A 23,786-nucleotide genomic window follows, 5' to 3' on the forward strand; every position below is an offset into this window, starting at 1 on the left:
CTGGTTGGTTACACGGGGAAATGAAGATATGTACCCATGCCTGTGATAGCTGAATAAAGCTAAGTTATTGATGAATGGTAAATATATCATTTTGAGGGTACTTAATTAGATAGGAGATTTGATGAAAGCATATTTCTGTGCGATAAATTGGCAGTTATTTATCGAATGGAAATGGCCGATTTTTCGGTCATCAAGGCTGCCCGGGGATGTTGATGCGCAAACTGATGATTTTATCTGCAGGTATTGTTTCCTGTTTTGCTCCTCTTGTTTCTGCAGAGCCTTATCATGTGCCAAGTCATTGCCCTCGTCCTGATGCCAATTTTTTCCTCCCCGAAGATGCGCTTACTGAAGAAAGTGAAGTTGATGTTAAAGCCGATACTGCCCAATTAGTCGATTTAGGAACTTCTGTATTCACTGGTAAGGTGGATGTTCGACGCGGAGGTCAGCAATTAAATGCCAATCGCGCTACCTACAACCAATCAACAGGAAAAGTTACAGCACAGGGCGATGTGCGTTTACGCGATAGCGAGATGTCGATTTTCGGAGATCAGGCTGAATGGGATCTGAATGAAGATCGTGGCACGTTGATTGATGCCAAGTACCAAATGAAGCAGATGAATGCGCGAGGCGAAGCGACCCATGTGAATCGTCAAGGCACTCAATCAACGCATTTGAAAAATGCCATATATACAACGTGTATGGAAGACGACGATTTCTGGAAGCTAAGAGCCGGAGAAGTGGATCTTGATCATGAAGAGGGCGTGGGTCGGGCTTACGATGTTGTGCTTCGCATGATGGATGTGCCAGTTTTTTATACACCCTATATCAGTTTTCCATTAAGCGATGAGCGTAAATCAGGCTTTTTAATTCCTTCGATTGGAAGCTCTAACGAAACTGGCTTTGATGTTAGTACGCCTTATTACTGGAATATTGCTCCGGAGATGGACGCTACACTGACACCACGATATATGTCTGATCGAGGTTTGATGTTAATCGGTGAATATCGGTATTTGACTTCAAGTTCAGAAGGTTTAATTGATGCTGGGTTTCTCGGCAGTGACAGCCTGCGTCAAAATGGTGATGAAATTAATCCCAACTATAATGAGGACCGGAAACATTTCTCCTTTCAACAAGATGGAAGATATGCCAACCGCTGGCGAACGAACGTAGACTATAACTACGTTTCTGATCGTGCCTATCTGGAAGATTTCAGTGGTAATTTAAGTTTAAGTAGTACAACCCATCTAAATCGTTTATTAAATGTGAACTACTACGGGGATATATGGCGTTTTGGCGCCAGAGTACAAGGCTATCAAAGCCTTCTGCAAGAAGTAGAAGATCCTTATCAACGTTTACCTCAATTGACACTGAACGGTTTATTACCTGATCAAGCTTATGGATTGAGCTATGAGTTTAATTCCGAATTTACTGCTTTTGATCACAATGATCTAGTTACTGGACAACGGTTGAACTTAGAACCAGGCGTCAGTTTACCAATGGGCACAGCAGGTTTTTTTGTCACGCCAAGAGTTGCCTTAAAACAAAGCTACTATTCACTGGATAACATACGTGCGCAATCTCAATTTGATGAAAGCTCAATTAACCGGACCCTGCCGGTAGTGAGTCTGGATAGCGGTCTGATTTTTGAAAGGCCAATGAGTTTTGCTGGTAACAAAATGATCCAGACATTAGAGCCAAGAGCTTTCTATCTTTATATTCCATACCGTAATCAGGATGACATTCCTTTATTCGATACTAATCTTCGCACCTTTGGTATGGGCAGTATGTTCAGCCATGACAGGTTTACAGGTCCAGATAGAATTGGTGATGCAAATCAAGTGACCGTTGGCTTAACCAGCCGGTTTATTGACGAAGAAACTGGACGTGAAAAATTAAGAATGACATTGGGGCAAATCCAGTATTTTTCTGATCGGAAAGTGAATTTAAGACCTGATGCCAGAGAAACTACATCGGATTCTGATTACATAGCTGAAGCCGTTGCCAGTATTACCGAAGAATGGGCCTTGGCAGGTCAAATTCAATGGGATCCTGATAGTTCGCAATCTAATATGTCCTCTTTACAATTACGTTATCGTAGTGATGATGGCGGCGTATTTAACATTGCCCATCGTTATCGAAAAGATGATGGAGAAAATCGCTTCCCTTTAGAGCAAGTTGATGTGTCGGGTAGTGTGCCGATTAACGATCAGTGGAGTCTTATCGGACGTTATTATCGTTCATTAATGGACAGTACCACGCTTGAGGCCTTGGCTGGTGTTGAATATCATAGCTGCTGCTGGGCGACACGAATGGTCTTCAGAGATTATATCAACGACATCAATGCCGACAGCCGTAACAAAGCGATCTATTTCGAAATCGAGCTGAAAGGTTTGGGCCGTTTCGGTAAGAAATCAGAAAGTCTGTTGGAAAACAGCATTATGGGATATGAATAAAGTCACCATCAACACTCAACTTTCTAAGGGCTAACTTTGTCAATAATTCTGATAAATACTTGGTTGGCCGTTAGGTCATAATGTTTTGAACCGCTATAATGTCGGCCATCAATTTACGGAGTTTGTATAGTTCATGATTAAATATTTGCTTGTCGGCTTATTGCTGGCTAACAGCGGATGGGCCGCACCGCTTGATCGTATCGTCGCTGTCGTCAATAACGAAGTGGTTTTAGATAGTGAACTGGTCGAAATGGAGCAGACAGTTCGTCAACAACTTCGTCAACGTAATGCCACTATTCCATCTTCAGAAATACTGCGTCGTCAGGTACTTGAGCGGATTATCATGCAAAGACTGCAAATCCAGCGGGCTGAGATGTCAGGTATACGAGTCACCGATGATGCGTTGAATGCTGCGATTAGACAAATCGCTGAAAGTAATAATCTAACGTTACGCCAATTCCGTGATGCCTTAGAAAGCGATGGTTATGATTTTGCTGAATTTCGCGAAACTATCCGCGAAGAAATGGTCATTAATCGTTTACGCAAAGCTGAAGTTGAAGATTCAATTGTCGTTTCCGAACGTGAAGTAGATAACTTTTTAGCGACACAAAACTTGCAGGGTGATTCAGAGCAAGCTTTTAGATTGCTACATATCCTTGTTGCATTACCTGATGCACCAGCACCGGAACAGGTTCAGGCAGCAGAGGAAAAACTAGCTGAAATTCAGGGTTTGCTGGATCAAGGTGGTGATTTTTCTGAAGTTGCAGCCGGTTATTCTGATGGTCAAAATGCGCTAGAAGGAGGGGATTTAGGCTGGCGCAAGCAAGCTGAGTTACCTACTTTATTCGCTAGTGCAGTTCCTGCTTTAGCCGTTGGCGAAGTCAGTGACGTTATTCGAAGTGGTAGTGGTTTTCATTTAGTTAAACTGGCTGAAAAACGTAGTGAAGAAACCCATTTGGTTAAACAGACTAAAGCACGTCATATTTTAATTAATACCAATGAATTAGTGACTGACGAAGTCGCTCAGAACAGACTTAACCAATTACGTGAGCGAATCACTAATGGAGAAGACTTTGCTGAGCTCGCAAGAGCGCATTCTGAAGATACAGGTTCTGCCATTGATGGTGGTAGCCTAGGCTGGACAAGCCGGGTGTGATGGTGCCCGAGTTTGAAGAAGTCATGAACTCATTGGGTGAAGGTGAAATGAGTGAAGTATTCCAAAGCCGTTTTGGTTGGCATCTGGTCAGAGTGGAAGAGCGTCGTGAACAAAATATGGCGGATGAGTTCAATCGGAACAAAGCTCGTGAACAACTCAAGCAGCGTAAAATTGAAGAAGATCTTGAAAGCTGGTTAAGAGCTATGCGTGACGAAGCTTATATTGAGTATCGTGGACTTTGAGTAATGTTCGCCGGATAGCGCTGACCGCGGGAGAGCCAGCCGGAATCGGACCAGATTTATGCATAAAGTTAGCGCAAAGTGTTCAACCCAATGAAATTGTTGTAATTGCTGACCCCATTCTTCTGCAGCAGCGAGCTGATGAATTAGGTTTACCAATAGCATTAATGCAGTTTGATCCCAATGTGCCAGCTGAACCTGGGGTCGCTGGGAGAATTGTCTATTTACCCTGTGAATTAGCTGAAAAAGTTGTCGCCGGGCAACTCAGCACCGCAAACGCGCCTTATGTTCTGAAAACTTTACAAACGGCACTAGATGGTTGTCTCACTAATACATTTGATGCTGTCGTAACTGCGCCAGTTCATAAAGGTGTGATTAACGACGCACAGGTTGCTTTCAGTGGGCATACTGAGTTTTTTGCCGATGGCGCCGGTGTCGAAAAGGTTGTGATGATGCTTGCAACTCCAGAGCTTCGCGTGGCATTAGCCACTACGCATTTACCACTGCGCGATGTTGCGGATGCCATTACCCAGGAAAGTCTGCTAAAGATTATGCAAATCCTGTCTGACAGTCTGCAGCATGATTTTGGATTAAAGCTGCCTCGTATAGCCGTTTGTGGATTAAATCCACATGCAGGTGAGGGAGGGCATTTGGGAACTGAAGAACAGTCGACTATTGAGCCCGCAATAAAATCTATGCAACAGCAAGGATATGACTTTACCGGACCTTGGCCCGCCGATACGATTTTTGTAAAGTCTCGCCTAGCCGATTATGACGCTGTTCTGGCGATGTATCATGATCAAGGTTTACCTGTATTAAAACATCAAGGTTTTGGTGACGCTGTTAATATCACACTTGGACTGCCATTTATACGCACCTCGGTGGATCACGGAACGGCATTGGATCTTGCCGGCACGGGCAAAGCCAGTTCAACGAGTTTACAAGCCGCAATCAATATGGCAGCAACCATGTCATCAAATAAAAGTATGCTATGAATGAGTCACGCCCCTATCCAAAAGCTCGCAAACGTTTTGGCCAAAACTTTTTACATGACGAAGCAGTAATCGCCGATATTATTGCTGCAATATCTCCACAAAAAGACCAACATATTGTCGAAATCGGCCCTGGTCGAGGAGCTCTGACTGGATGGTTATTGGAAGATGCAGGACGTCTGGATGTAATTGAATTGGATCGGGATTTGGTACCGATACTTGAAAGGCAATTCAGTTCAGCTACAAATCTATATATTCATCAAGCTGATGCCCTGGAATTTGATTTCAGTGTATTACCTCAACAAGACGAAAAACTGAGGGTGATTGGTAATCTTCCTTACAACATTACAACCCCTTTATTATTTCATTTGCTTGAGCAGGCCCCACTGATTGAAGACATGTGCTTTATGCTACAAAAAGAGGTTGTAGAGCGCATTTGTGCCGCACCTGGCAATAAAAGCTATGGTCGCCTAAGTGTAATGATTCAGTATCAATGTATAGTCGAACAATTGTTTATTGTTCCTCCCACTGCATTTGATCCACCCCCAAAGGTTGAGTCAGCGATAATTTATCTGCAGCCAAGAACACAGTTTGTCGGTGGTGGTGTCTGTATAAAAACCTTGAGTAATTTAGTGACGCAAGCCTTTAGCCAACGCCGAAAAACCATCGCTAACACTTTGAAAAATAGTGTATCCCTGTCTGAGTTAGAGGTACAAGGCATCGATCCAAAACAGCGACCTGAAACCCTCTCAGTTGAGCAATATGTATCTTTGGCTCAATCGCTTAATGCTTCAAATAAGCCTTAAATATATAAGTAAATGCTTAAATACTTAATTGTAAACAGTTTAGAGGCTGTTCACAAAAAATGTTAATGGCGAATGACACTAATGTTTTCCTGTCTTGACACACTGTTTTTGCTGTAGTTAGATACACACAACCAATGAGACGCGCCGAGGTGTTGTGTGTCCTTTGGGACTTGAACACATAATATAAATGACACGAGGAATTAAGCTGTGAATAAATCTGAATTAATCGATGCAGTTGCTGCGGCCGCAGACATTTCAAAAGCAAAAGCGGCTTTGGCTGTTGATGGTGTAACATCTGCTGTCACAAAAGCTTTAAGCAAAGGCGATCAAGTTACTCTGGTAGGTTTCGGTACTTTCTCTGTTCGTGAGCGCGCTGCTCGTACCGGCCGTAACCCACGCACCGGCGAAGAAATTAAAATTGCAGCTGCTAAAATTCCTGCATTTAAAGCTGGTAAAGCTCTTAAGGATGCTGTAAACTAGTTTCTTTTTTCTGGGGTGCTTAGCTCAGCTGGGAGAGCATCGCCCTTACAAGGCGAGGGTCGGGGGTTCGAACCCTCAGCACCCACCAGGAATATCAGGAGCGGTAGTTCAGCTGGTTAGAATGCTGGCCTGTCACGCCGGAGGTCGCGGGTTCGAGTCCCGTCCGCTCCGCCATTACAAAAGAAGGGCGCATTCTATGCGCCTTTTTTTTTGCTTAAATTAACCCACATTTCGTAAAGAAGGTTCACTGCTATGTTACATTTCATACGTGATCGCGCCCAAGGTTGGATTGCTTGGTTTATTGTTGCCTTGATAAGTATTCCTTTCGCTCTTTGGGGTGTTAACTCTTACGTTACCGGTCCAAGTGATACTGTTGTTGCGAAAGTTAATGGTGATGAGATAACTCGTTCTGAATTGTTACAAGCCGTACAACGTTATCGCGAACAAATGCGTGAAATGATGGGGGAAGAATTTAACCCTGAGCTTTTTGACAACGCTGAAATACGTTATGCAGTGATTGATGACCTTATCGAGCAACGACTGATTCGCTCGGCAACAGACACACTTGGTCAACGAGTCAGTGACCGCCAGATTGCCCAATTTATTCAACAGACTCCAGCATTCCAGCGCGATGGTAGATTTGATAGTGAGCAATACCAAATGGTATTGGCGCGTGCTGGATTTACGCCTGCTTACTACGAAGCGACCTTACGTAATGACCTGTTAGGACAACAACTTATTCAAAATGTTGAAGGCAGTACAATTGTGTCTCAGGTTGAGGTTGAAAGACTGCTGAAACTGGAAAACCAACAACGTGAAATCGCTTACGGTGTACTCAAACTTCAAGATTTCTTAGATCAAACCGAAGTTGAAGAGAGTGATGTGCGTGATTTCTATAACGCCAATCAATCAAGCTATACCACTCCAGAACAAGTTTCACTGGATTACCTCGAATTATCATTAGAAACCATTTCATCGCAGATGGAAGTAAGTGATGAGCAGTTACAACAATATTTTATTGATAATAAAATCCAGTTTGTCGGACCAGAGCTTCGGACTGCAAGTCACATTTTAATTAACGATAATGATGAAGCTGAACAAATACTCGCTGAAATACAAGCCAAGCTTGATGAAGGCGAAAGTTTTGCAGAATTAGCCAAGACCTATTCCATTGATGTCGGATCAGCTGCTTCAGGTGGTGATTTAGGCCCAATTCAACGTGACGTGATGGAACCAACATTTGAAGCTGCCGTATTTGCTTTGGAAAATGTTGGTGATATTTCTGAACCCGTTAAAACCGAGTTTGGCTATCACATCATTCAATTGACGGATATTGATCAATCCAGCAATGTTGAATTTGCTGATGTGAAAGACGAAGTTGCTCTGCAATACAGCCGCCAACAAGCTGAACGTCAGTTCTACGATAAAGCAGAAGAGTTAGCTAATCTCACTTATGAAAATCCGGAAACTCTGGATGTTGCCGCCGAAACCCTGGCCTTGGAAATCAAAACCTCTGGCGCATTCACTCGCAGTGGCGGTAGTGGAATCGCAGAAAACAACGCTGTAGTTCAAGCGGCGTTTTCGGATGATGTGCTCAATCAGGATCTGAACAGCCAAGTTATCGAATTGTCTGATACACGACTTGTCGTGGTTCGTAAAAACAGTCATATCGCTGCAACCTTGTTGCCGTTTGATTCAGTTGCGCCAGCCATTTCTGAACAAATTCGCTACCAGCGGGCCAGTGATTTAGCCTACATTCAAGGTGAATCGAGATTACAAGAATTGAAAGCTGGAACACCTGCTGAAGAAGTGTTTCCTGATTCTTGGCAAGCTGCTGCATTTTACGGACGAGATAGTCAGGAAATAAGTGCACAAATTTTGAACCAGGCTTTCACTTTGCCAAATACAGGTTCAGCACAATACGCGGGCTTTACAGCTGACAATGGAAACTATGTAGTGGTTGCTGTCAGCGAAGTTAAACAAGGTGATACTGACAACATTGAACCTGAAGTACGCGATGGTTTAGTATCAAACTTGATTCGCCTCAACGGCAGAGCCGAAATGGCTGCATTTATTAATGCTTTGCGTAGTGAAGCGAAAATCACTATTTACGAATCTCGTGTAACTTCTACTGAAGATGAGTAATTAGTAGTATTAGCAGTAAAAGAAAAAGGCGCTTAAAGCGCCTTTTTTATGACTAACGTATCGATTACTTTAGCACCCACGCTATCACCCCAGATATTGACGACAGTGCGGAATCTATCCAGAAACCAATCCACAGCTAATAACAGTGCAATACCGTCCAGCGGCAAGCCTACAGCACTTAATACAATCACCATGGTAACCAGTCCGGCTTCAGGTATGCCTGCTGCACCGATTGCGGCAAGGGTAGCGGTAATAAATACGATAACTTGCTGAGTCATTGTCAGATCAATGCCATAGGCCTGGGCGATGAATAACACAGCAGCTGCCTCATAGAGTGCGGTGCCATCCATGTTGACTGTGCTGCCGAGCGGTAAGACAAACTTGATGGCTTTATCACTGACCTTGTTTTCCCGAGCATTTTCCATTGTTAAAGGCAGGGTGGCAGTCGAGCTTGCTGTACCAAAACCGGTAAATAAGGCTCGGCTCATGCCCAGCAAATAACTAAAGCCCTTACCGGCAATCAGTTGAAGTAGTAACAACAAAAAACAAAAATGAATAAATAAGCCGGTTAATACCGTGACAACATGCCAGCCGACGGCCTGAATTTCTTTGAACAGTTCATCACCACCACCAGCCAGCCCTATGCGGGCTGCTATCAGCGCAAAAATGCCTAAAGGCGCAAAGTACATCACCCATATCACTAATTTCATCATGGCTTCATTGATGCCATCAAAAACTGCAAACACCGGCTTGGAGCGATCTCCAATAGTCGTGAGTGCCATTGCAAACAATATGGCAAATACGATGATCGGTAATAACTGCATTTCAGTTGCTGATGCAAACAAATTCGGTGAAATCAGTGACATGAAAATATCTGATACGCCGGTTCCCTGTTTTTCAAGAATGCGCTCAGGAACAGTGGCATTGCCTAGCTCAATTCCTGCACCCGGTTGGATGATATTAACGACTACCAAGCCGATAAAGACGGCGACAGCTGTTGTAAATCCATAATAAAGGATGGTGGACCCACCTAAACGCCCCAGCTTCCGAACATCTCCAAGTGCTCCAATACCGCTGATAACTGAGGCTACAATAAGTGGAATAATGATCATTTTCAGTGCATTGAGAAATAAATCTCCCATCCAGCCGATTTGCAGCGATAACTCTCCAAAAAACCAGCCAAATAAAACACCACTAATGGCACTCAAGATGATTAGGATTAATAAAATGACGGCATGTGAGTGAGGCATGAACTGTCCTTAATTTACAAAGGCTAAAACAAAAACAGGGCTTAAAGCCCTGTTTTAGATAACTGAATGAACATCGGTTTAGTTTACTTATCGCCAATACCAACGATATTGTAACCACCATCCACATAGGTGATTTCGCCAGTTACCCCGGACGCCAGGTCTGAGCATAAGAATGCGGCGACATTACCGACTTCTTCAATAGTGACGTTACGACGCAGTGGAGAATTACGCTCTCCATACGCTAACATCTTGCCAAAATCACCAATGCCTGCTGCGGCAAGGGTTTTTATTGGACCTGCTGAAACGGCATTGACACGAATACCATCTGGACCTAAAGAGTAAGCCATGTAACGAACAGTAGCTTCCAAGGCCGCTTTGGCCACGCCCATGACATTGTAGTTATCAATAGCACGTTCGGCGCCCAGGTAACTCAACGTTAATAATGAACCATTACGCCCAGCCATCATTTCTTTACCTGCTTTTGCTAAGGCAGCAAAACTATAGGCACTGATATCATGTGCTGCAGCAAAACCTTCACGGGTCACGCTGTCAACAAAACTGCCTTGTAACTGTTCGCGCGGGGCAAATGCTACTGAGTGAATAATACTGTCCAAGCCGTCCCATTGTTTGGCTAAGTCATCAAAAACGGCAGTAATCTGTTCGTCACTGCTGACGTCGCAAGGGAAAATTAATGCCGGATTGGAGCCACATTCTTCAGCGATCTTTTCAACGCGGGATTTGAGTTTGTCGTTTTGGTAGGTAAAAGCTAATTCAGCGCCTTCACGAGCCATAGCATGCGCAATACCGGCAGCGATAGAACGTGAGCTGGCCACGCCAACAATCAATACCCGTTTACCTTGTAGAAAACCCATGAAGTACTCCAGAAATTTTAAAACCGATAAACTTACCTGATTTTGACTGGGACGGGAAGAGGCGAGCCAGTTACATTCCCGATATACTCGTCATTTAATTGGCTTCGATTATGGATGGTTATGACCCGATTTAGTGTTTTAGTACAGGTCCTGCTATTTGCCTTACTGGCAGGGTGTGACCTTTCGGCTCTCAATTCACCATATCCTGCTGCTGAGAGTGAAAAGTCGGTAAGTTACAGCTCCTTTATGCTGCGTCCAAAACATCTCGATCCTGCTCGTTCTTATTCTGCCAATGAAAGTCTGATTACCGCGCAGATTTATGAGCCACCATTTCAATATCATTACCTTAAAAGACCTTACACATTAGAACCTCTAACGGCTGCAAATATGCCAGAGGTTGAATTGTTGGATATAAATGGTGAGCCATTACCGCCAGCACAACAAACAACAGAAAATGTTGCTTTTTCACGTTATACCATCACCATCAGACCGGGCATTGCGTATCAGCCACATCCTGCATTTGTTCAAGATAAAACCGGGCAATTTCTATATCACGATTTAGATAACCAATCATCCCGCAACATACAAACCATTATGGATTTCCCCAAGCAAGCGACGCGGGAATTAAAAGCTGCGGATTACGTTTATCAAATTAAACGTTTGGCCCATCCTGAAGTTCATTCACCAATATTGGGTTTAATGAGTGAACATATTGTCGGCTTGGGTGATTTCGCTGCCACACTTGGCAAAATGCGTCAGCAAAATGAACCGATTGATTTGCGAAAATTGCAGATAGATGGCGTTCAGGTGATTGACGATTATCGTTACCAAATTACCGTCTATGGTCAGTATCCACAGTTAAAATACTGGTTGGCAATGCCATTTTTTGCTCCGATTCCTTGGGAAGCCGATGTGTTTTATCAACAAGCAGTGCTTGTAGCTAAAAATATCACTTTGGATTGGTATCCGGTGGGAACCGGCGCTTATCAGATGATCGAAAACGATCCGAATCGGCGCATGGTGATGGTGAAGAATCCCAACTATCACGGAGAAACTTATCCCACAGAAGGAAATCCCGGTGATGCCGCAGCGGGATTATTGGATGACGCCGGTGTGCCAATGCCATTTATCGATAAGATTATTTATACCCTTGAAAAAGAAAGTACCTCCTATTGGGGGAAATTTATTCAGGGTTACTACGATGTCAGTGGTTTGACATCAGACAGTTTTGATCAGGCCATTCAGGTATCTTCAGGCGGTTCATTTGGTTTAAGTGAAGATATGATGAAAAAAGGTATCGACCTGCAGTCTGCCGTTGGTACGACGACCCATTACATAGGATTCAATATGTTGGATTCTGTTGTCGGCGGCAACGAAGAAAGGGCTCGCAAATTGCGTCAGGCCATTGCCATTGCGATTGATCAAGAAGAATTTGTGTCGATTTTTTTTAACGGCCGCGGTATTCCTGCCCAAGGGCCGATACCACCAGGAATTTTTGGCTATCGGGAAGGTAGGGCGGGACTGGACCCTTACGTGTATGAATGGCGTGATGATGCAGTAAGAACTAAACCTATCGAATACGCGAGAAACTTATTGGCCGAAGCGGGATACCCAAAAGGACGCGATGCCGAAACAGGACAGCCTTTAGTTCTGTATTTTGATGTGGCAGCAGTTGGCCCCGATGCTAAGGCCCAATTAGACTGGATGCGCAAGCAATTTCAAAAACTTAATATCCAGCTAGTTGTTCGCTCAACTGATTACAATCGTTTTCAAGATAAAATGCGCCGAGGTCAAACGCAGATCTTCAGAATAGGTTGGAGTGCTGATTATCCCGATCCGGAAAATTTTCTATTTTTGCTATATGGCCCAAATGCTAAAGCTATTCATAATGGCGAAAATAGTGCGAATTATCAGAATCCTGAATTTGATAGATTATTTGAACAAATGCGCGTTATGCCGGATGGGGATGAGCGCCAGCAAATTATCGATGAAATGGTAGAGATTGTCAGGCATGATGCCCCATGGGTCTGGGGATTTCATCCCAAACAACTAACCTTATTTCATGCATGGAATAAAAACATCAAACCAAATTTGATGGCAAACAATACATTAAAGTATCACCGTATTGATCCGCTATTACGAGACCAGTTAAGAGCAAAATGGAATCAACCAACCATTTGGCCATTTGTCTTGTTATTATTTTTGATTATCCTGGCACTGTTGCCAGCAATCATTATTTACCGACGGAAAAAATATCAACAGGCTGTGAGTTCTTGATACTGTTGATTTTGGAAAGCATCCGGTACAATTAAAACGCAAAAAATGCTCTATGACTTCAGGCAAGACTTAATCAGGGAGAACAGCACGTGGATTTGGCTACTTTACTGGGTTTTTTAATCGCCTGGAGTCTGATTATCGCCACTATCGCACTTGGTGCAGCGGCGAGTACCTTTATCAATACCCCCTCATTTATGATCGTTGTCGGCGGCACTTTCGCTGTGGTGATGATGCGCTTTACGCTCAAACAGTTTATCGGTTCGATGAAAACGGCGACTAAAGCCTTTCTTCATAAATCAGAAGATCCCTCGGAAATTATCGCCAGTGTTGTGCAACTAGCCGGTATCGCCCGCAAAGAGGGTTTATTGGCGCTTGAACGACAAGAAGTTAAAAATCCGGCACTTGCTTTAGGTATCCGTATGCTGGTTGATGGCCATGAGCCTGCTGTTGTCAGAAAAGCGCTGAATACCGAAATGAATGAAACCGTTAATCGTCACAGCATCGGACAACAGATTTTCCAGCAAATTGGTGATGCTGCACCGGCAATGGGCATGATTGGTACGTTAGTGGGATTGGTGCAAATGCTATCAAATATGTCTGATCCAAAGTCAATTGGGCCAGCTATGGCGATTGCATTATTGACGACACTTTATGGTGCCATGATTGCCAATATGTTTGCCCTACCGGTAGCCGATAAACTTGCCCTTCGTAGCAACGAAGAGTTGATGAATAAGAGCATTATAATTGAGAGCGTTATGGGGATTCAGGAAGGGCAGAACCCGAAAGTATTGGAAGAGTTACTGAAAAATTATCTCCCGGCTTCCAAGCGGGATGCTGAAGCTCCGGCTCCAGCCGAAGCTTAATCTGCTGAAGTCGACTTAAAGATGAGTGAGTCTGAAACGCAGAGTTTCAAAAAGCAACAAAAGAAAGGTTTACCCGCCTATATGGCGACATTTGCTGATTTAATGTCGCTACTAATGTGTTTTTTCGTGTTATTGCTGTCTTTTGCAGAGATTGACGCCATCAAATATAAAATGGTGGTCATGTCCTTGGAAAAAGCATTTGGTGTACAACGTGAGGTCATTGATGAAGCGATACCTAAAGGCACCAGCATTATCGCGCAGGAGTTCAGCCCCGGTGAACCTAAGCCCACACCATTAAACATTGTTCGCCAAGAAACCACCGACGATACGCGAGATGTCTTGAAAATCACCATGGATGCGGAAGCGGTTGCAGAAGCGCAGGCAAAGCAAGTGGCAGAAGAAGTAGAAGAATTTAAACAGGCTTTGGAGTCGGAAATCGAAAGGGGCTTGATCGTTGTTGAAAATCAGCTCAACCGTATCGTCATTCGAATTCGCGAACGCGGTTCTTTTCCATCGGGTGATGCCACATTGAATCAGGACTTTATTCCAATCCTGAAAAAAATCAACGAAGTGTTAAGTCAGACCGATGGTTTAATTGCCGTGGCTGGTCATACCGATAATATTCCAATTAGTACGGCCCGTTATCGTTCTAATTGGGAGTTATCCACCTCAAGGGCTACTTCAGTGGTTCATGAGCTACTGAATTACAATACGATACCGCCAGAGCGATTTGTATTGGAAGGTTATGCGGATACTAAACCTCTAGCCCCGAATGATTCCGCTGCTAATCGAGCGACCAACCGTCGTGTGGAAATTGTTGTACTAAAAGGTTCAATAGACGCTGACTTTACGCAGTCTATAGACGAGTTGATTCAACAACATGACGCGATTGAAAGTGAAATTCAACAAGTCCGTTAAACTCCACTAGATTGCCAGCAAAGCAATATATCACTGCAAACAATGGTATTATTTGCAGGTTTTTGATATTGCCCATATCGCTTGCAAGATCAGCATAAAAAGAGAATTACAGCAGGTTAAACAACCTTGATTTAATAAGAAATGACCCCTAAAACAACAAAATAGTCATTACACAAGGCCCTGCGATAAAAAATTAAGAGGTGAACATGCAAAAAATTTCTGTCGAAACCGGAATAGTCATACCAATGGATCGGCCGAATGTCGATACCGACGCGATTATTCCAAAACAGTTTTTAAAATCAATTAAACGCAGTGGTTTTGGGCCGAATCTGTTTGATGAATGGCGTTATCTGGATCACGGTGAGCCTGGACAAGATTGCAGTAATCGACCGTTAAACCCTGATTTTGAATTGAATCAACCGCGTTACAAGGGCGGCACTATCCTGTTGGCAAGGGAAAACTTTGGTTGCGGTTCGAGTCGTGAACACGCTGTATGGGCATTGGAAGACTTTGGTATTCGGGTGATTATCGCCCCGAGTTTCGCTGATATCTTTTTTAGCAACAGCAGTAAAAACGGCATTCTCACTATTAAGCTTGATGAAAAACAGATCGATACATTATTCGAGCAAGTCGAGGCAACTCCCGGTTACCAGCTGACAGTTGATTTACCAGAGCAAACTATTTTGTTGCCTAATGGTGAAAAATTTCATTTTGAAATTGATAGCTTTAAAAAACACTGTTTGATTGAAGGGCTGGATGATATCGGTCTTACCCTGCAGCATACCGATGATATTAAAGCTTACGAAGCCCGTCGTCGCGAACAAGCGCCGTGGCTTTTTTCCTAATTTATTCATTTATAAGTAATAACATTCATGACAAAAAAAATTGCAGTATTAGCCGGTGATGGAATCGGCCCGGAAATTGTTGCCGAAGCCGTTAAAGTTTTAAACGCTTTTAAACAAGACGGTTTGGACATTGAACTGGAATACGGTTTGATTGGTGGTGCCGCCTATGATGAAACCGGCAGTCCGCTACCTGAAGAAACCTTGCAAATGGCAAAACAGGCTGATGCCATTCTATTGGGGGCAGTCGGTGGTTATAAATGGGAATCTCTAGACATCAGTGTACGTCCTGAAAAAGGTTTATTGGGTATTCGTTCACAATTAAACCTATTTGCCAATTTACGTCCGGCCTTGTTGTATCCACAATTAGCCGATGCTTCTACGTTAAAACCAGAAGTGGTTTCTGGTTTGGATCTAATGATCGTGCGTGAGTTAACCGGTGGTATTTATTTTGGTCAGCCCAGAGGTATTCGTATCTTGGAAAATGGCGAAAAAGAGGGCTATAACACCCTGGTATACCGTGAGAGTGAAATCAATCGTATCGGGCGTGTGGCGTTTGATATTGCTCGCAAGCGTCAAAGCCGAGTTTGTTCGGTGGATAAAGCCAACGTGCTGGAATGTACTGAATTATGGCGTGAGACAATGACTGCATTGTCCAAAGATTATGCCGATGTCGAATTAAGCCATATGTATGTGGATAATGCGGCGATGCAGTTAGTGCGGGCACCTAAACAGTTTGACGTTATGGTCACCACTAATATGTTTGGCGATATATTGTCAGACTGCGCGTCGATGCTGACTGGCTCAATCGGTATGTTGCCGTCAGCGTCACTGGATGAGAATGGCAAAGGCATGTACGAACCAATTCATGGTTCAGCGCCAGATATTGCTGGCCAAAACATTGCTAATCCGCTGGCAACGATTTTGTCAGCTGCTATGATGTTACGTTACACGCTTGACCAGCCGGCTTTTGCCGATCGCATTGAAAGTGCAGTGAGCAAAGTGTTGGATCAAGGTTTAAGAACAGCAGATATTTTCTCCGCGGGCATGACTCGCGTGACTACTGCTGAAATGGGCGATGCCGTTGTGGCAGCGCTGTAACAAAAGAATTTAGGTGAATTGTGACTAAACAAATTGATATTGCTGTAGTAGGTGCAACTGGTGCGGTGGGTGAAGCCATGCTGGATATCCTGCATCAGCGTAAATTTCCTGTCGGAAAAATCTATGCGTTAGCCAGTGAACGTTCGGCTGGTTCTACCGTGCAATTCGGGAATAAGTCGTTAATGGTCGAAGACTTGGCTCAATTTGATTTTTCCAAAGTGCAGATTGGTTTATTCTCGCCTGGTGCCAGTGTTTCTGAAATTTATGCTCCAAAAGCGGCTGCAGCAGGTTGTATTGTTATCGATAATACCTCGCAGTTTCGTTATGACGATGATGTGCCGTTGATTGTGCCTGAGGTTAATCCAGATGCTGTCGCTGGTTATAAACAGCGAGGCATTATTGCTAATCCAAATTGTTCAACTATTCAAATGTTGGTGGCGTTAAAACCAATTTACGATGCAGTTGGTATTAAACGTATCAATGTCTGCACTTACCAAGCCGTATCTGGCAGTGGTAAACCTGCTATGGATGAACTGGCAAAACAAACTGCGGCGTTATTAAACGGCCGCCCGGCGGAACCTGAGGTTTATCCAAAGCAAATCGCCTTTAATGTGATCCCGCAAATCGATGTTTTCATGGAAAACGGCTACACCAAAGAAGAAATGAAAATGGTGTGGGAAACCAAGAAAATAATGGGTGACAATGATATTCAGGTGAATCCAACTGCGGTTCGTGTGCCAGTGTTTTTCGGTCACTCCGAAGCCATTCATATCGAAACTCGAGACAAAATTACTGCTGCAAAAGCCAAAGAATTACTGTCGGCTTTTGATGGCATTGTGGTCATTGATGAGCATAAAGATGGCGGATATCCAACCGCAGTCACAGATGCATCAGGTCAAGATCCTGTATACGTAGGACGTATTCGTGAAGATATTTCGCATCCTAACGGCTTGAATTTGTGGGTAGTCGCTGACAATGTGCGTAAAGGCGCGGCACTTAACAGTGTGCAAATTGCCGAGCTTCTGGTAGATCAATACCTCTAGGCATAGATGAGAATGTCAAGGAAGGGGAGTTAAATGAAACAGAAAACGTTGACCAGTTTGTCGGTAGCCACGGCACTTGGTTTATTAACTCCTCTTCCAAGTTATGCATTTGGACTTGGCCAGATAACCCTACATTCGGCTCTGAATGAACCTTTCAGAGCTGAAATTGTAGTTAATGCCTTGAGAGATGATGAGCGCGGCAATCTTGAAGTCAGATTGGCTTCGACTCAAGATTTTGAACGAGCAGGGCTGGATCGCAATTTCTTACTTACTCAACTTAAATTCGAGGTGGTGGAAGAGGCAAACTCCACCCGCATAATGGTCACTTCTGATGTGCCAATTAAAGAACCATTTTTAGGGTTCTTATTGGCAGCCACTACCGGCCAAGGGAAATTACTGCGCGAATATACCGTTCTCTTAGATCCTCCTAAAGAGCTGTATCGTGATCGAGTAACCAGTACGCCATCCCGATCGATAACGCCTCCGCAAACACAAGCACCAACTAATCTTTCACCTTCACAAGCTGCAACTTGGTCGCCAAGCCCGGACGCCAGATCAGAGTATAAAGTTCAGTCACGCGACACTTTATGGAGTATTGCTGAAAGAACCCGTCCATCTGCAAATATAACAATGCAGCAAATGATGATCGCATTGCTAAATGCCAATCCAGCGGCATTCCAGCAGAATAATGTTAATAGTCTATACGCTGGCAGCACGTTAAGAATACCTTCTACAGATGAAATCACTCGACTATCAGCTAATGCGGCAAAAACGGCGGTTGATCAACAAAACGCAGCTTGGCGTAATCGGAACCGTTCACAACAGACTGCATCTCCTGCAGCAGTGACAGCTGCCCCTTCGCCAGCGGAAAATAAAGTAGTCCCCTCAGAAACAAAGGCTGAATTAGCAGAACCAGAAACTACTGATGCCGAGGCACCCACAACGTCAGATGAACAGGCATCGGCTGATGAAACCGCGCGTTTAAAATTAATTGCGGCAACCGAAGACAGTCTGCTGGATGCTGATCCTGAAATTAACGGCGATCCTGATTTACAACGTATCAGTGAGCAATTAACCCTTGCTCAGGAAACCATGGAAGCGCAATCTCAGGAGAATATCGATTTTAAAAATCGTATGGATGCGCTGGAACGTCAACTCGACACTATGCGCCGACTGATTTCGCTTAAAGATGCGGATTTGGCAAGACTGCAAAGCCTGCTTGAACAAGATGAATCTCAAATGGATCTTGCTGCATTAGTCAGCGAGGCCAATGCCATTATTGATAGTGGTTCAACGAACACTGATGCAGAAGAGTGGGAACCTGTCCCCCTTGATGACCTGGATCTTCCAGCCTCGAACGATGAAGCTAGTGAAATAATGGCTGCCAATGAAACGATATCACCTGATACTGATTCATCTTTGGACGCCAATGATTCGGAGCAAAATGATCCTACAGCAAATCCTGAAACGGATGATGCAGCAGAGTTAGATTCCGCGTCGGCAGATGTTGATGTAGCCATTGACGAAACAGCACAAATGCTGGATTTGGATCAGCAGCAGATAGACTCACTATTTCATCGTGTTCAAGCATTTGTCATTGCACATAAAGTTGAATCACTGCTGGCAATATTACTGCTTTTACTGCTTATCTGGATGGTCATTCGTCGTGGACAACGCGAAGTTAACTGGGATGATGCCGTTAGTAAAATAAATAAGACAAAACCTGCTAAGACAACACCGGAAATGGGTAGTGTGACCACTGTCACCCCAGTAGTGAACGAACCCGATGGTCCAGTAGAAAGCAAAACTAAATCAGTAGATGAATTAGTTGAACAGGCTGATATGTTCGTAGGCTATGCCGATTACGTCCAGGCAGGAAGTGCACTGGAACAAGCTCATAAACAAGCGCCTATTGATAAAGATATCGCTACAAAATTGATGTTTGTTTATTACAAACAACAGAAATCTGCTGATTTCATTGCTTTATTAAATACCTCCGGAATCGATGATAGTGATCCGCGGTGGCCAGAAATTAGAGTTTGGGGCCATCAGTTGTTGCCACATAATCCTTTGTTTGCTGAAGAACCTGAATCAACTGATGAAGCTGAGATGGTTGAAGAATTTGTCGAGCTAGAGCATAAAACAATCAACGTTGAAGAAGATTTTACTGCAGAAGAAACCATTGAATCTGCTGAAGTGGAGGAATCTGACCACATTGACTTTAATCTGGATGATTACCAAGTCGACTCAACAAAACCGTCGCAAGCCGATGAGGTCTATAAACGCGACGAAGAAGAGTTGTTGCAGTTTGATACCAGTTACTCGTCCGTAGCAAAAGACACTGATATTGAAACGGACCAACCAGAAATCGAGACGTTTGCCGAAGACGATGATTTGAGAATCGATTTAGGTGAGGACAATGTGTTAAAGCCTGATTCATCGGCCCCCGAAATTCTGGATTTAACTATTGATGAGTTAGAAGACGAAACAGACGGTATCGCAATAAAAGAAGCTGAGGAAATCTTAAAACTTGAACCAGTGGATTCGGATGAACTGGATTTGTTGGACTTTGAAAACGAAGATGAGACATCAATAGAAACGGATGATGTTATTGAAGATTATCTGAATCTGGATAGCGGTATTGATGATGAAGAGCTGGATTTTGATCTAAGCGACTTTGACTCGATCGATGAAGCTGAAACGAAACTTGAACTTGCGGCTGCCTATTCAGATATGGGCGATCCTGAAGGTGCCAGGGGTATTCTGGAAGAAGTACTCGAACAGGGTACTGACGAACAGAAAAAACGAGCACAAGAACTGCTCGATTCTCTGTCATAACGAGTTTTTTTGTGAGGTTAGCACTCGGTGTCGAATATGACGGCAGTCGGTTTCATGGTTGGCAGTTTCAGCCGGCACAGCGAACTGTCCAGGGGGAACTGCAAAAGGCCCTATCGCTGATTGCCAATGAACAGACCGAAGTATTTGCCGCAGGCCGCACTGATACAGGGGTGCATGCTTTAAATCAAGTGGTGCATTTTGATACTACAGCCTTTCGAGAAGAACGGAACTGGCTATTAGGATTAAATTCCAATTTACCGCATGATGTCAGTGTTAAATGGGTAAAACCGGTCCCTGAAGATTTCAATGCTCGATTCAGCGCGACAAAGCGCCGTTATCGTTACTTAATCCTCAATCGTGACAGTCGTTCAAGTGTGCATCATCAACGCATGTGGTGGGTTTATAAATCCCTTGATGAACACAAAATGCAGTTGGCTGCCAATTTGTTACTTGGCCAACATGACTTTTCAGCTTTCAGAGCGCAGGAATGTCAGGCCAAAAGTCCAATCAAAACCTTGGATAAATTGATTGTCACTCGTTGTGACGATTGTATTGCTGTTGATGTTGAAGCCAGGTCGTTTTTACATCATATGGTGCGTAACTTACTTGGGGTGTTAGTGCCGGTGGGGGAAGGCAAAAGACCAGTTGAATGGGCACGTGAAGTATTACAAAGCCAGGATCGTAATATGGCTGGTGTTACCGCTCCACCGCAAGGTCTTTATCTGACCGATGTAATTTATCCCGATGAATATTGCCTGCCGACAGTGTCAGGTTTCCCAGTGCTCTGGTAAAGTACTAGGCTGACTTTTACAAAGCTGACATCCTCATATGAGAACCCGCGTTAAAATTTGTGGTATTACGCGACGCCAAGATGCTGAATTTGCTGTAAAAAGTGGGGCGGATGCTATTGGTCTGGTGTTTTACGAACCGAGTCCACGTGCCGTAACAGCCGCTCAGGCGGCGTTAATTACCGCGCAATTACCGCCATTTGTCGCTATTGTTGGTTTGTTTGTGAACGCTTCTGCTGAAATGGTACGTCAAACGCTTGAACAGGTTCCATTAAGTTTGTTGCAGTTTCATGGCGATGAATCTGCAGAATTTTGTGAACAATTTAATATGCCGTATATCAAAGCGGTGCGAATGCAAACAGCAGCAGATTTAACGCATGCTGATATGCAGTTTTCCAAAGCATCGGCATTATTGTTGGATAGTTATCAACATGGTGTGCCGGGCGGAACCGGTCAGACATTTGACTGGTCAATGATTACGGCTATCAGTAAACCTCTGATATTAGCCGGCGGTTTGACAACAGACAATGTTGCAGCAGCGATTAAACAGGTCTCGCCTTATGCAGTGGATGTGAGTGGCGGTGTAGAAGAGTCGAAAGGACTTAAAAGTAATAATAAAATAAGCGCATTCATGCGAGAGGTGGCAAATGCCTGATACACAGATTGATGATTACTTTAAAACTTACCCGGACGAGTCAGGTCATTTTGGACCTTATGGTGGGCGTTTTGTTGGCGAAACCCTTATGGGTGCCATTTATGAGTTGGAAGAAGCTTATAAACAATATAAAAATGATCCACAGTTTCAAGCCGAGATGGATAAGGATCTGGCTGATTTTGTGGGCCGTCCTTCGCCAATTTATCATGCCGAAAACTGGACCAAGAAACTGGGTGGCGCGCAGATCTATTTAAAACGTGAAGATCTAAATCACACTGGTGCACACAAAGTAAACAATACTATTGGGCAGGCTTTGCTTGCCAAACGCATGGGTAAGACCCGAATTATCGCCGAAACCGGCGCAGGCCAACATGGTGTTGCTACTGCAACTGTGGCGGCCCGATTGGGAATGGAATGTGTGGTTTACATGGGCGCGGAAGACGTTGCCCGCCAGGCTCAGAATGTTTATAGGATGAAGCTGTTAGGTGCTGAAGTCGTACCTGTGCAGTCAGGCTCTAAAACACTTAAAGACGCATTAAATGAAGCTTTACGTGACTGGGTAACTAATGTTGATGATACTTTCTACATCATTGGCACGGTCGCAGGCCCGCATCCCTATCCGGCAATGGTTCGTGACTTTCAATCGGTTATTGGTCGTGAAGCACGTCAGCAAATGCTCAATACCACCGGAAAACTTCCAGATGCATTAGTCGCCTGTATCGGTGGTGGCTCGAATGCTATCGGCCTGTTTTATCCTTTTATTCAAGACAAGTCTGTAGCGATGATTGGTGTTGAAGGTGCTGGACATGGTTTGCAAAGCGGCCAACATTCAGCGCCATTATCAGCTGGAACTCCAGGCATTTTGCACGGGAATCGTACTTATTTGATTCAGGATACTGCTGGTCAAATCACTGAAACACACTCAATCTCAGCCGGTTTGGACTACCCTGGTGTCGGTCCGGAACATGCGTGGTTAAAAGATATCGGTAGGGCTCAATACGTTACGGTAACGGATACAGAAGCCTTAGATGCTTTCCATGAATTAACACGTACTGAAGGCATTATCCCGGCTTTAGAAACCAGTCATGCATTGGCTTATGTTTCTAAATTAGCGCCAACAATGTCGGCGGATCAAAGTATCCTTATAAATGTTTCAGGACGTGGTGATAAAGACATGCACACGGTTGCGGCCATGGCTGGTCTGAATTTCTGAGGAATACAAAATGAGTCGTATAAGTGAATGTTTTAAAAATCTTCAGGCAGACGGGCAAACTGCTCTTATCCCATACGTCACGGCAGGTGATCCTGAGCCTTGGGTAACCGTACCGTTGATGCATGCTCTAGTTGAGGCCGGCGCTGATATTATCGAGTTGGGCGTACCATTTTCCGATCCGATGTCTGATGGTCCGGTTATTCAAAAAGCCTGTGAAAGAGCGTTGAAAAACGATGTCACGCTGGATTCTATTCTGGATATGGTTAAACAATTCAGAGAAAAAAATAGCCATACCCCAGTGGTATTGATGGGCTATTCCAATCCTTTGGAAGCGATGGGCTATCAAAAGTTTGCCGAAAAAGCTCAGGTTGTCGGTGTCGATGGTGTATTAACCGTTGATATGCCGCCTGAAGAATCTGGCGAATTCAAACAATTAATGGATAGCCACGATATCGATACCATTTTCCTGGTTGCTCCAACTACCTCTGCCCAACGTATGAAGAAGATTGCCGAATATGCCAAAGGCTTTATTTATTATGTTTCTATCAAAGGCGTGACCGGTGCAGCTGCTTTGGAAATTAATGAAGTCACTGCGAAACTTGAAGAGATTCGACGCTATACCTCATTACCGGTTGGTGTAGGCTTTGGCATCAGAGATGGCCGTTCAGCTGCTGCCGTAGCGCAGGTTGCTGATGCTGTAGTCGTGGGAAGTACATTGGTACGCTGTATTGAAGAACATGCCAATCGCCCACAAGAGTTGCCTGCTGCTGTGGCAAGTTTGTTAGCTGAAATGCGTCATGCGATTAATGCGCGTGATTTAGCCAGCGTCTCGGCTTAACAAGAGATAAGGTGAAA

The 23,786-nt window shown here is 44.1% G+C and carries 19 protein-coding genes, 2 tRNA genes and 1 pseudogene; 20 read left to right on the top strand and 2 right to left on the bottom strand.

Annotated features, from left to right (window positions below):
• Window positions 1–212: 212 nt before the first annotated feature.
• From A9E74_RS02560 to A9E74_RS02595, 9 genes and pseudogenes are all read left to right on the top strand, one after another.
• Window positions 213–2,453: an LPS-assembly protein LptD gene (locus A9E74_RS02560; protein WP_069295194.1), complete on the top strand. Its 2,241-nt coding sequence runs from the start codon at window positions 213–215 to the stop codon at window positions 2,451–2,453.
• A 250-nt stretch (window positions 2,454–2,703) separates the two neighbouring features.
• Window positions 2,704–3,653 (top strand): annotated as a pseudogene (locus A9E74_RS02565) (peptidylprolyl isomerase); the annotation flags it as partial.
• A gap of 3 nt (window positions 3,654–3,656) precedes the next feature.
• Window positions 3,657–3,851, top strand: coding sequence for a peptidylprolyl isomerase (locus tag A9E74_RS14985; protein WP_342670159.1), 195 nt, complete (start codon window positions 3,657–3,659; stop codon window positions 3,849–3,851).
• A complete protein-coding gene (pdxA, locus tag A9E74_RS02570; protein ID WP_069295097.1) occupies window positions 3,848–4,843 on the top strand; it encodes a 4-hydroxythreonine-4-phosphate dehydrogenase PdxA in 996 nt (331 codons plus the stop codon). Before A9E74_RS14985 ends, pdxA begins: the two co-directional genes overlap by 4 nt.
• The gene (gene rsmA / locus A9E74_RS02575; RefSeq protein ID WP_069295098.1) at window positions 4,840–5,646 is read left to right on the top strand and encodes a 16S rRNA (adenine(1518)-N(6)/adenine(1519)-N(6))-dimethyltransferase RsmA; all 807 of its coding nucleotides are present in this window, start codon (window positions 4,840–4,842) and stop codon (window positions 5,644–5,646) included. Before pdxA ends, rsmA begins: the two co-directional genes overlap by 4 nt.
• Before the next feature lie 207 nt (window positions 5,647–5,853).
• The gene (locus A9E74_RS02580; RefSeq protein ID WP_014707392.1) at window positions 5,854–6,126 is read left to right on the top strand and encodes an HU family DNA-binding protein; all 273 of its coding nucleotides are present in this window, start codon (window positions 5,854–5,856) and stop codon (window positions 6,124–6,126) included.
• A gap of 13 nt (window positions 6,127–6,139) precedes the next feature.
• Window positions 6,140–6,214: transfer RNA gene (locus A9E74_RS02585), tRNA-Val, on the top strand.
• A 9-nt stretch (window positions 6,215–6,223) separates the two neighbouring features.
• A tRNA-Asp gene (locus tag A9E74_RS02590) sits at window positions 6,224–6,300 on the top strand.
• Between the two features lie 78 nt (window positions 6,301–6,378).
• A complete protein-coding gene (locus A9E74_RS02595) occupies window positions 6,379–8,271 on the top strand; it encodes a SurA N-terminal domain-containing protein (RefSeq protein ID WP_069295099.1) in 1,893 nt (630 codons plus the stop codon).
• Between the two features lie 32 nt (window positions 8,272–8,303).
• On the opposite strand, the gene A9E74_RS02600 is transcribed toward A9E74_RS02595, so the two are convergent.
• Together A9E74_RS02600 and A9E74_RS02605 are read right to left on the bottom strand one after the other, a co-directional pair.
• The gene (locus tag A9E74_RS02600) at window positions 8,304–9,521 is read right to left on the bottom strand and encodes a dicarboxylate/amino acid:cation symporter (RefSeq protein WP_069295100.1); all 1,218 of its coding nucleotides are present in this window, start codon (window positions 9,519–9,521) and stop codon (window positions 8,304–8,306) included.
• A gap of 83 nt (window positions 9,522–9,604) precedes the next feature.
• Window positions 9,605–10,393: an enoyl-ACP reductase FabI gene (locus A9E74_RS02605; protein ID WP_069295101.1), complete on the bottom strand. Its 789-nt coding sequence runs from the start codon at window positions 10,391–10,393 to the stop codon at window positions 9,605–9,607.
• A gap of 120 nt (window positions 10,394–10,513) precedes the next feature.
• On the opposite strand from A9E74_RS02605, the gene A9E74_RS02610 reads away from it, so the two are divergent.
• The 11 genes from A9E74_RS02610 (at window position 10,514) to trpA (ending at window position 23,769) form a co-directional block, all read left to right on the top strand.
• A complete protein-coding gene (locus A9E74_RS02610; RefSeq protein ID WP_069295102.1) occupies window positions 10,514–12,670 on the top strand; it encodes an ABC transporter substrate-binding protein in 2,157 nt (718 codons plus the stop codon).
• An 89-nt stretch (window positions 12,671–12,759) separates the two neighbouring features.
• Complete coding sequence (gene pomA, locus A9E74_RS02615; protein WP_069295103.1) at window positions 12,760–13,533, top strand: flagellar motor protein PomA; 774 nt, start codon at window positions 12,760–12,762, stop codon at window positions 13,531–13,533.
• 21 nt (window positions 13,534–13,554) lie between these two features.
• Window positions 13,555–14,451: a MotB family protein gene (locus A9E74_RS02620; protein ID WP_069295104.1), complete on the top strand. Its 897-nt coding sequence runs from the start codon at window positions 13,555–13,557 to the stop codon at window positions 14,449–14,451.
• Window positions 14,452–14,657: 206 nt separating this feature from the next.
• Window positions 14,658–15,296, top strand: coding sequence for a 3-isopropylmalate dehydratase small subunit (gene leuD, locus A9E74_RS02625; protein WP_069295105.1), 639 nt, complete (start codon window positions 14,658–14,660; stop codon window positions 15,294–15,296).
• A gap of 27 nt (window positions 15,297–15,323) precedes the next feature.
• Window positions 15,324–16,394 (top strand): 3-isopropylmalate dehydrogenase, encoded by a 1,071-nt coding sequence (gene leuB, locus A9E74_RS02630; protein ID WP_069295106.1) that lies wholly within the window; start codon window positions 15,324–15,326, stop codon window positions 16,392–16,394.
• Between the two features lie 20 nt (window positions 16,395–16,414).
• On the top strand, window positions 16,415–17,437 hold the full coding sequence (locus A9E74_RS02635; protein ID WP_069295107.1) for an aspartate-semialdehyde dehydrogenase: 1,023 nt from the start codon (window positions 16,415–16,417) through the stop codon (window positions 17,435–17,437).
• A gap of 33 nt (window positions 17,438–17,470) precedes the next feature.
• Complete coding sequence (locus tag A9E74_RS02640) at window positions 17,471–20,275, top strand: FimV/HubP family polar landmark protein (RefSeq protein ID WP_069295108.1); 2,805 nt, start codon at window positions 17,471–17,473, stop codon at window positions 20,273–20,275.
• Between the two features lie 11 nt (window positions 20,276–20,286).
• The gene (gene truA, locus A9E74_RS02645) at window positions 20,287–21,066 is read left to right on the top strand and encodes a tRNA pseudouridine(38-40) synthase TruA (protein ID WP_069295109.1); all 780 of its coding nucleotides are present in this window, start codon (window positions 20,287–20,289) and stop codon (window positions 21,064–21,066) included.
• 37 nt (window positions 21,067–21,103) lie between these two features.
• Window positions 21,104–21,718: a phosphoribosylanthranilate isomerase gene (locus A9E74_RS02650; protein ID WP_069295110.1), complete on the top strand. Its 615-nt coding sequence runs from the start codon at window positions 21,104–21,106 to the stop codon at window positions 21,716–21,718.
• On the top strand, window positions 21,711–22,931 hold the full coding sequence (gene trpB / locus A9E74_RS02655) for a tryptophan synthase subunit beta (protein WP_069295111.1): 1,221 nt from the start codon (window positions 21,711–21,713) through the stop codon (window positions 22,929–22,931). Before A9E74_RS02650 ends, trpB begins: the two co-directional genes overlap by 8 nt.
• Before the next feature lie 10 nt (window positions 22,932–22,941).
• Window positions 22,942–23,769 carry a tryptophan synthase subunit alpha gene (trpA, locus tag A9E74_RS02660; RefSeq protein WP_069295112.1) on the top strand — a complete coding sequence of 276 codons (828 nt, stop codon included), beginning with the start codon at window positions 22,942–22,944 and terminating at the stop codon, window positions 23,767–23,769.
• Window positions 23,770–23,786: the final 17 nt, after the last annotated feature.

The sequence above is a fragment of the Methylophaga muralis genome, assembly GCF_001720165.1.
Lineage (GTDB): Bacteria > Pseudomonadota > Gammaproteobacteria > Nitrosococcales > Methylophagaceae > Methylophaga > Methylophaga muralis.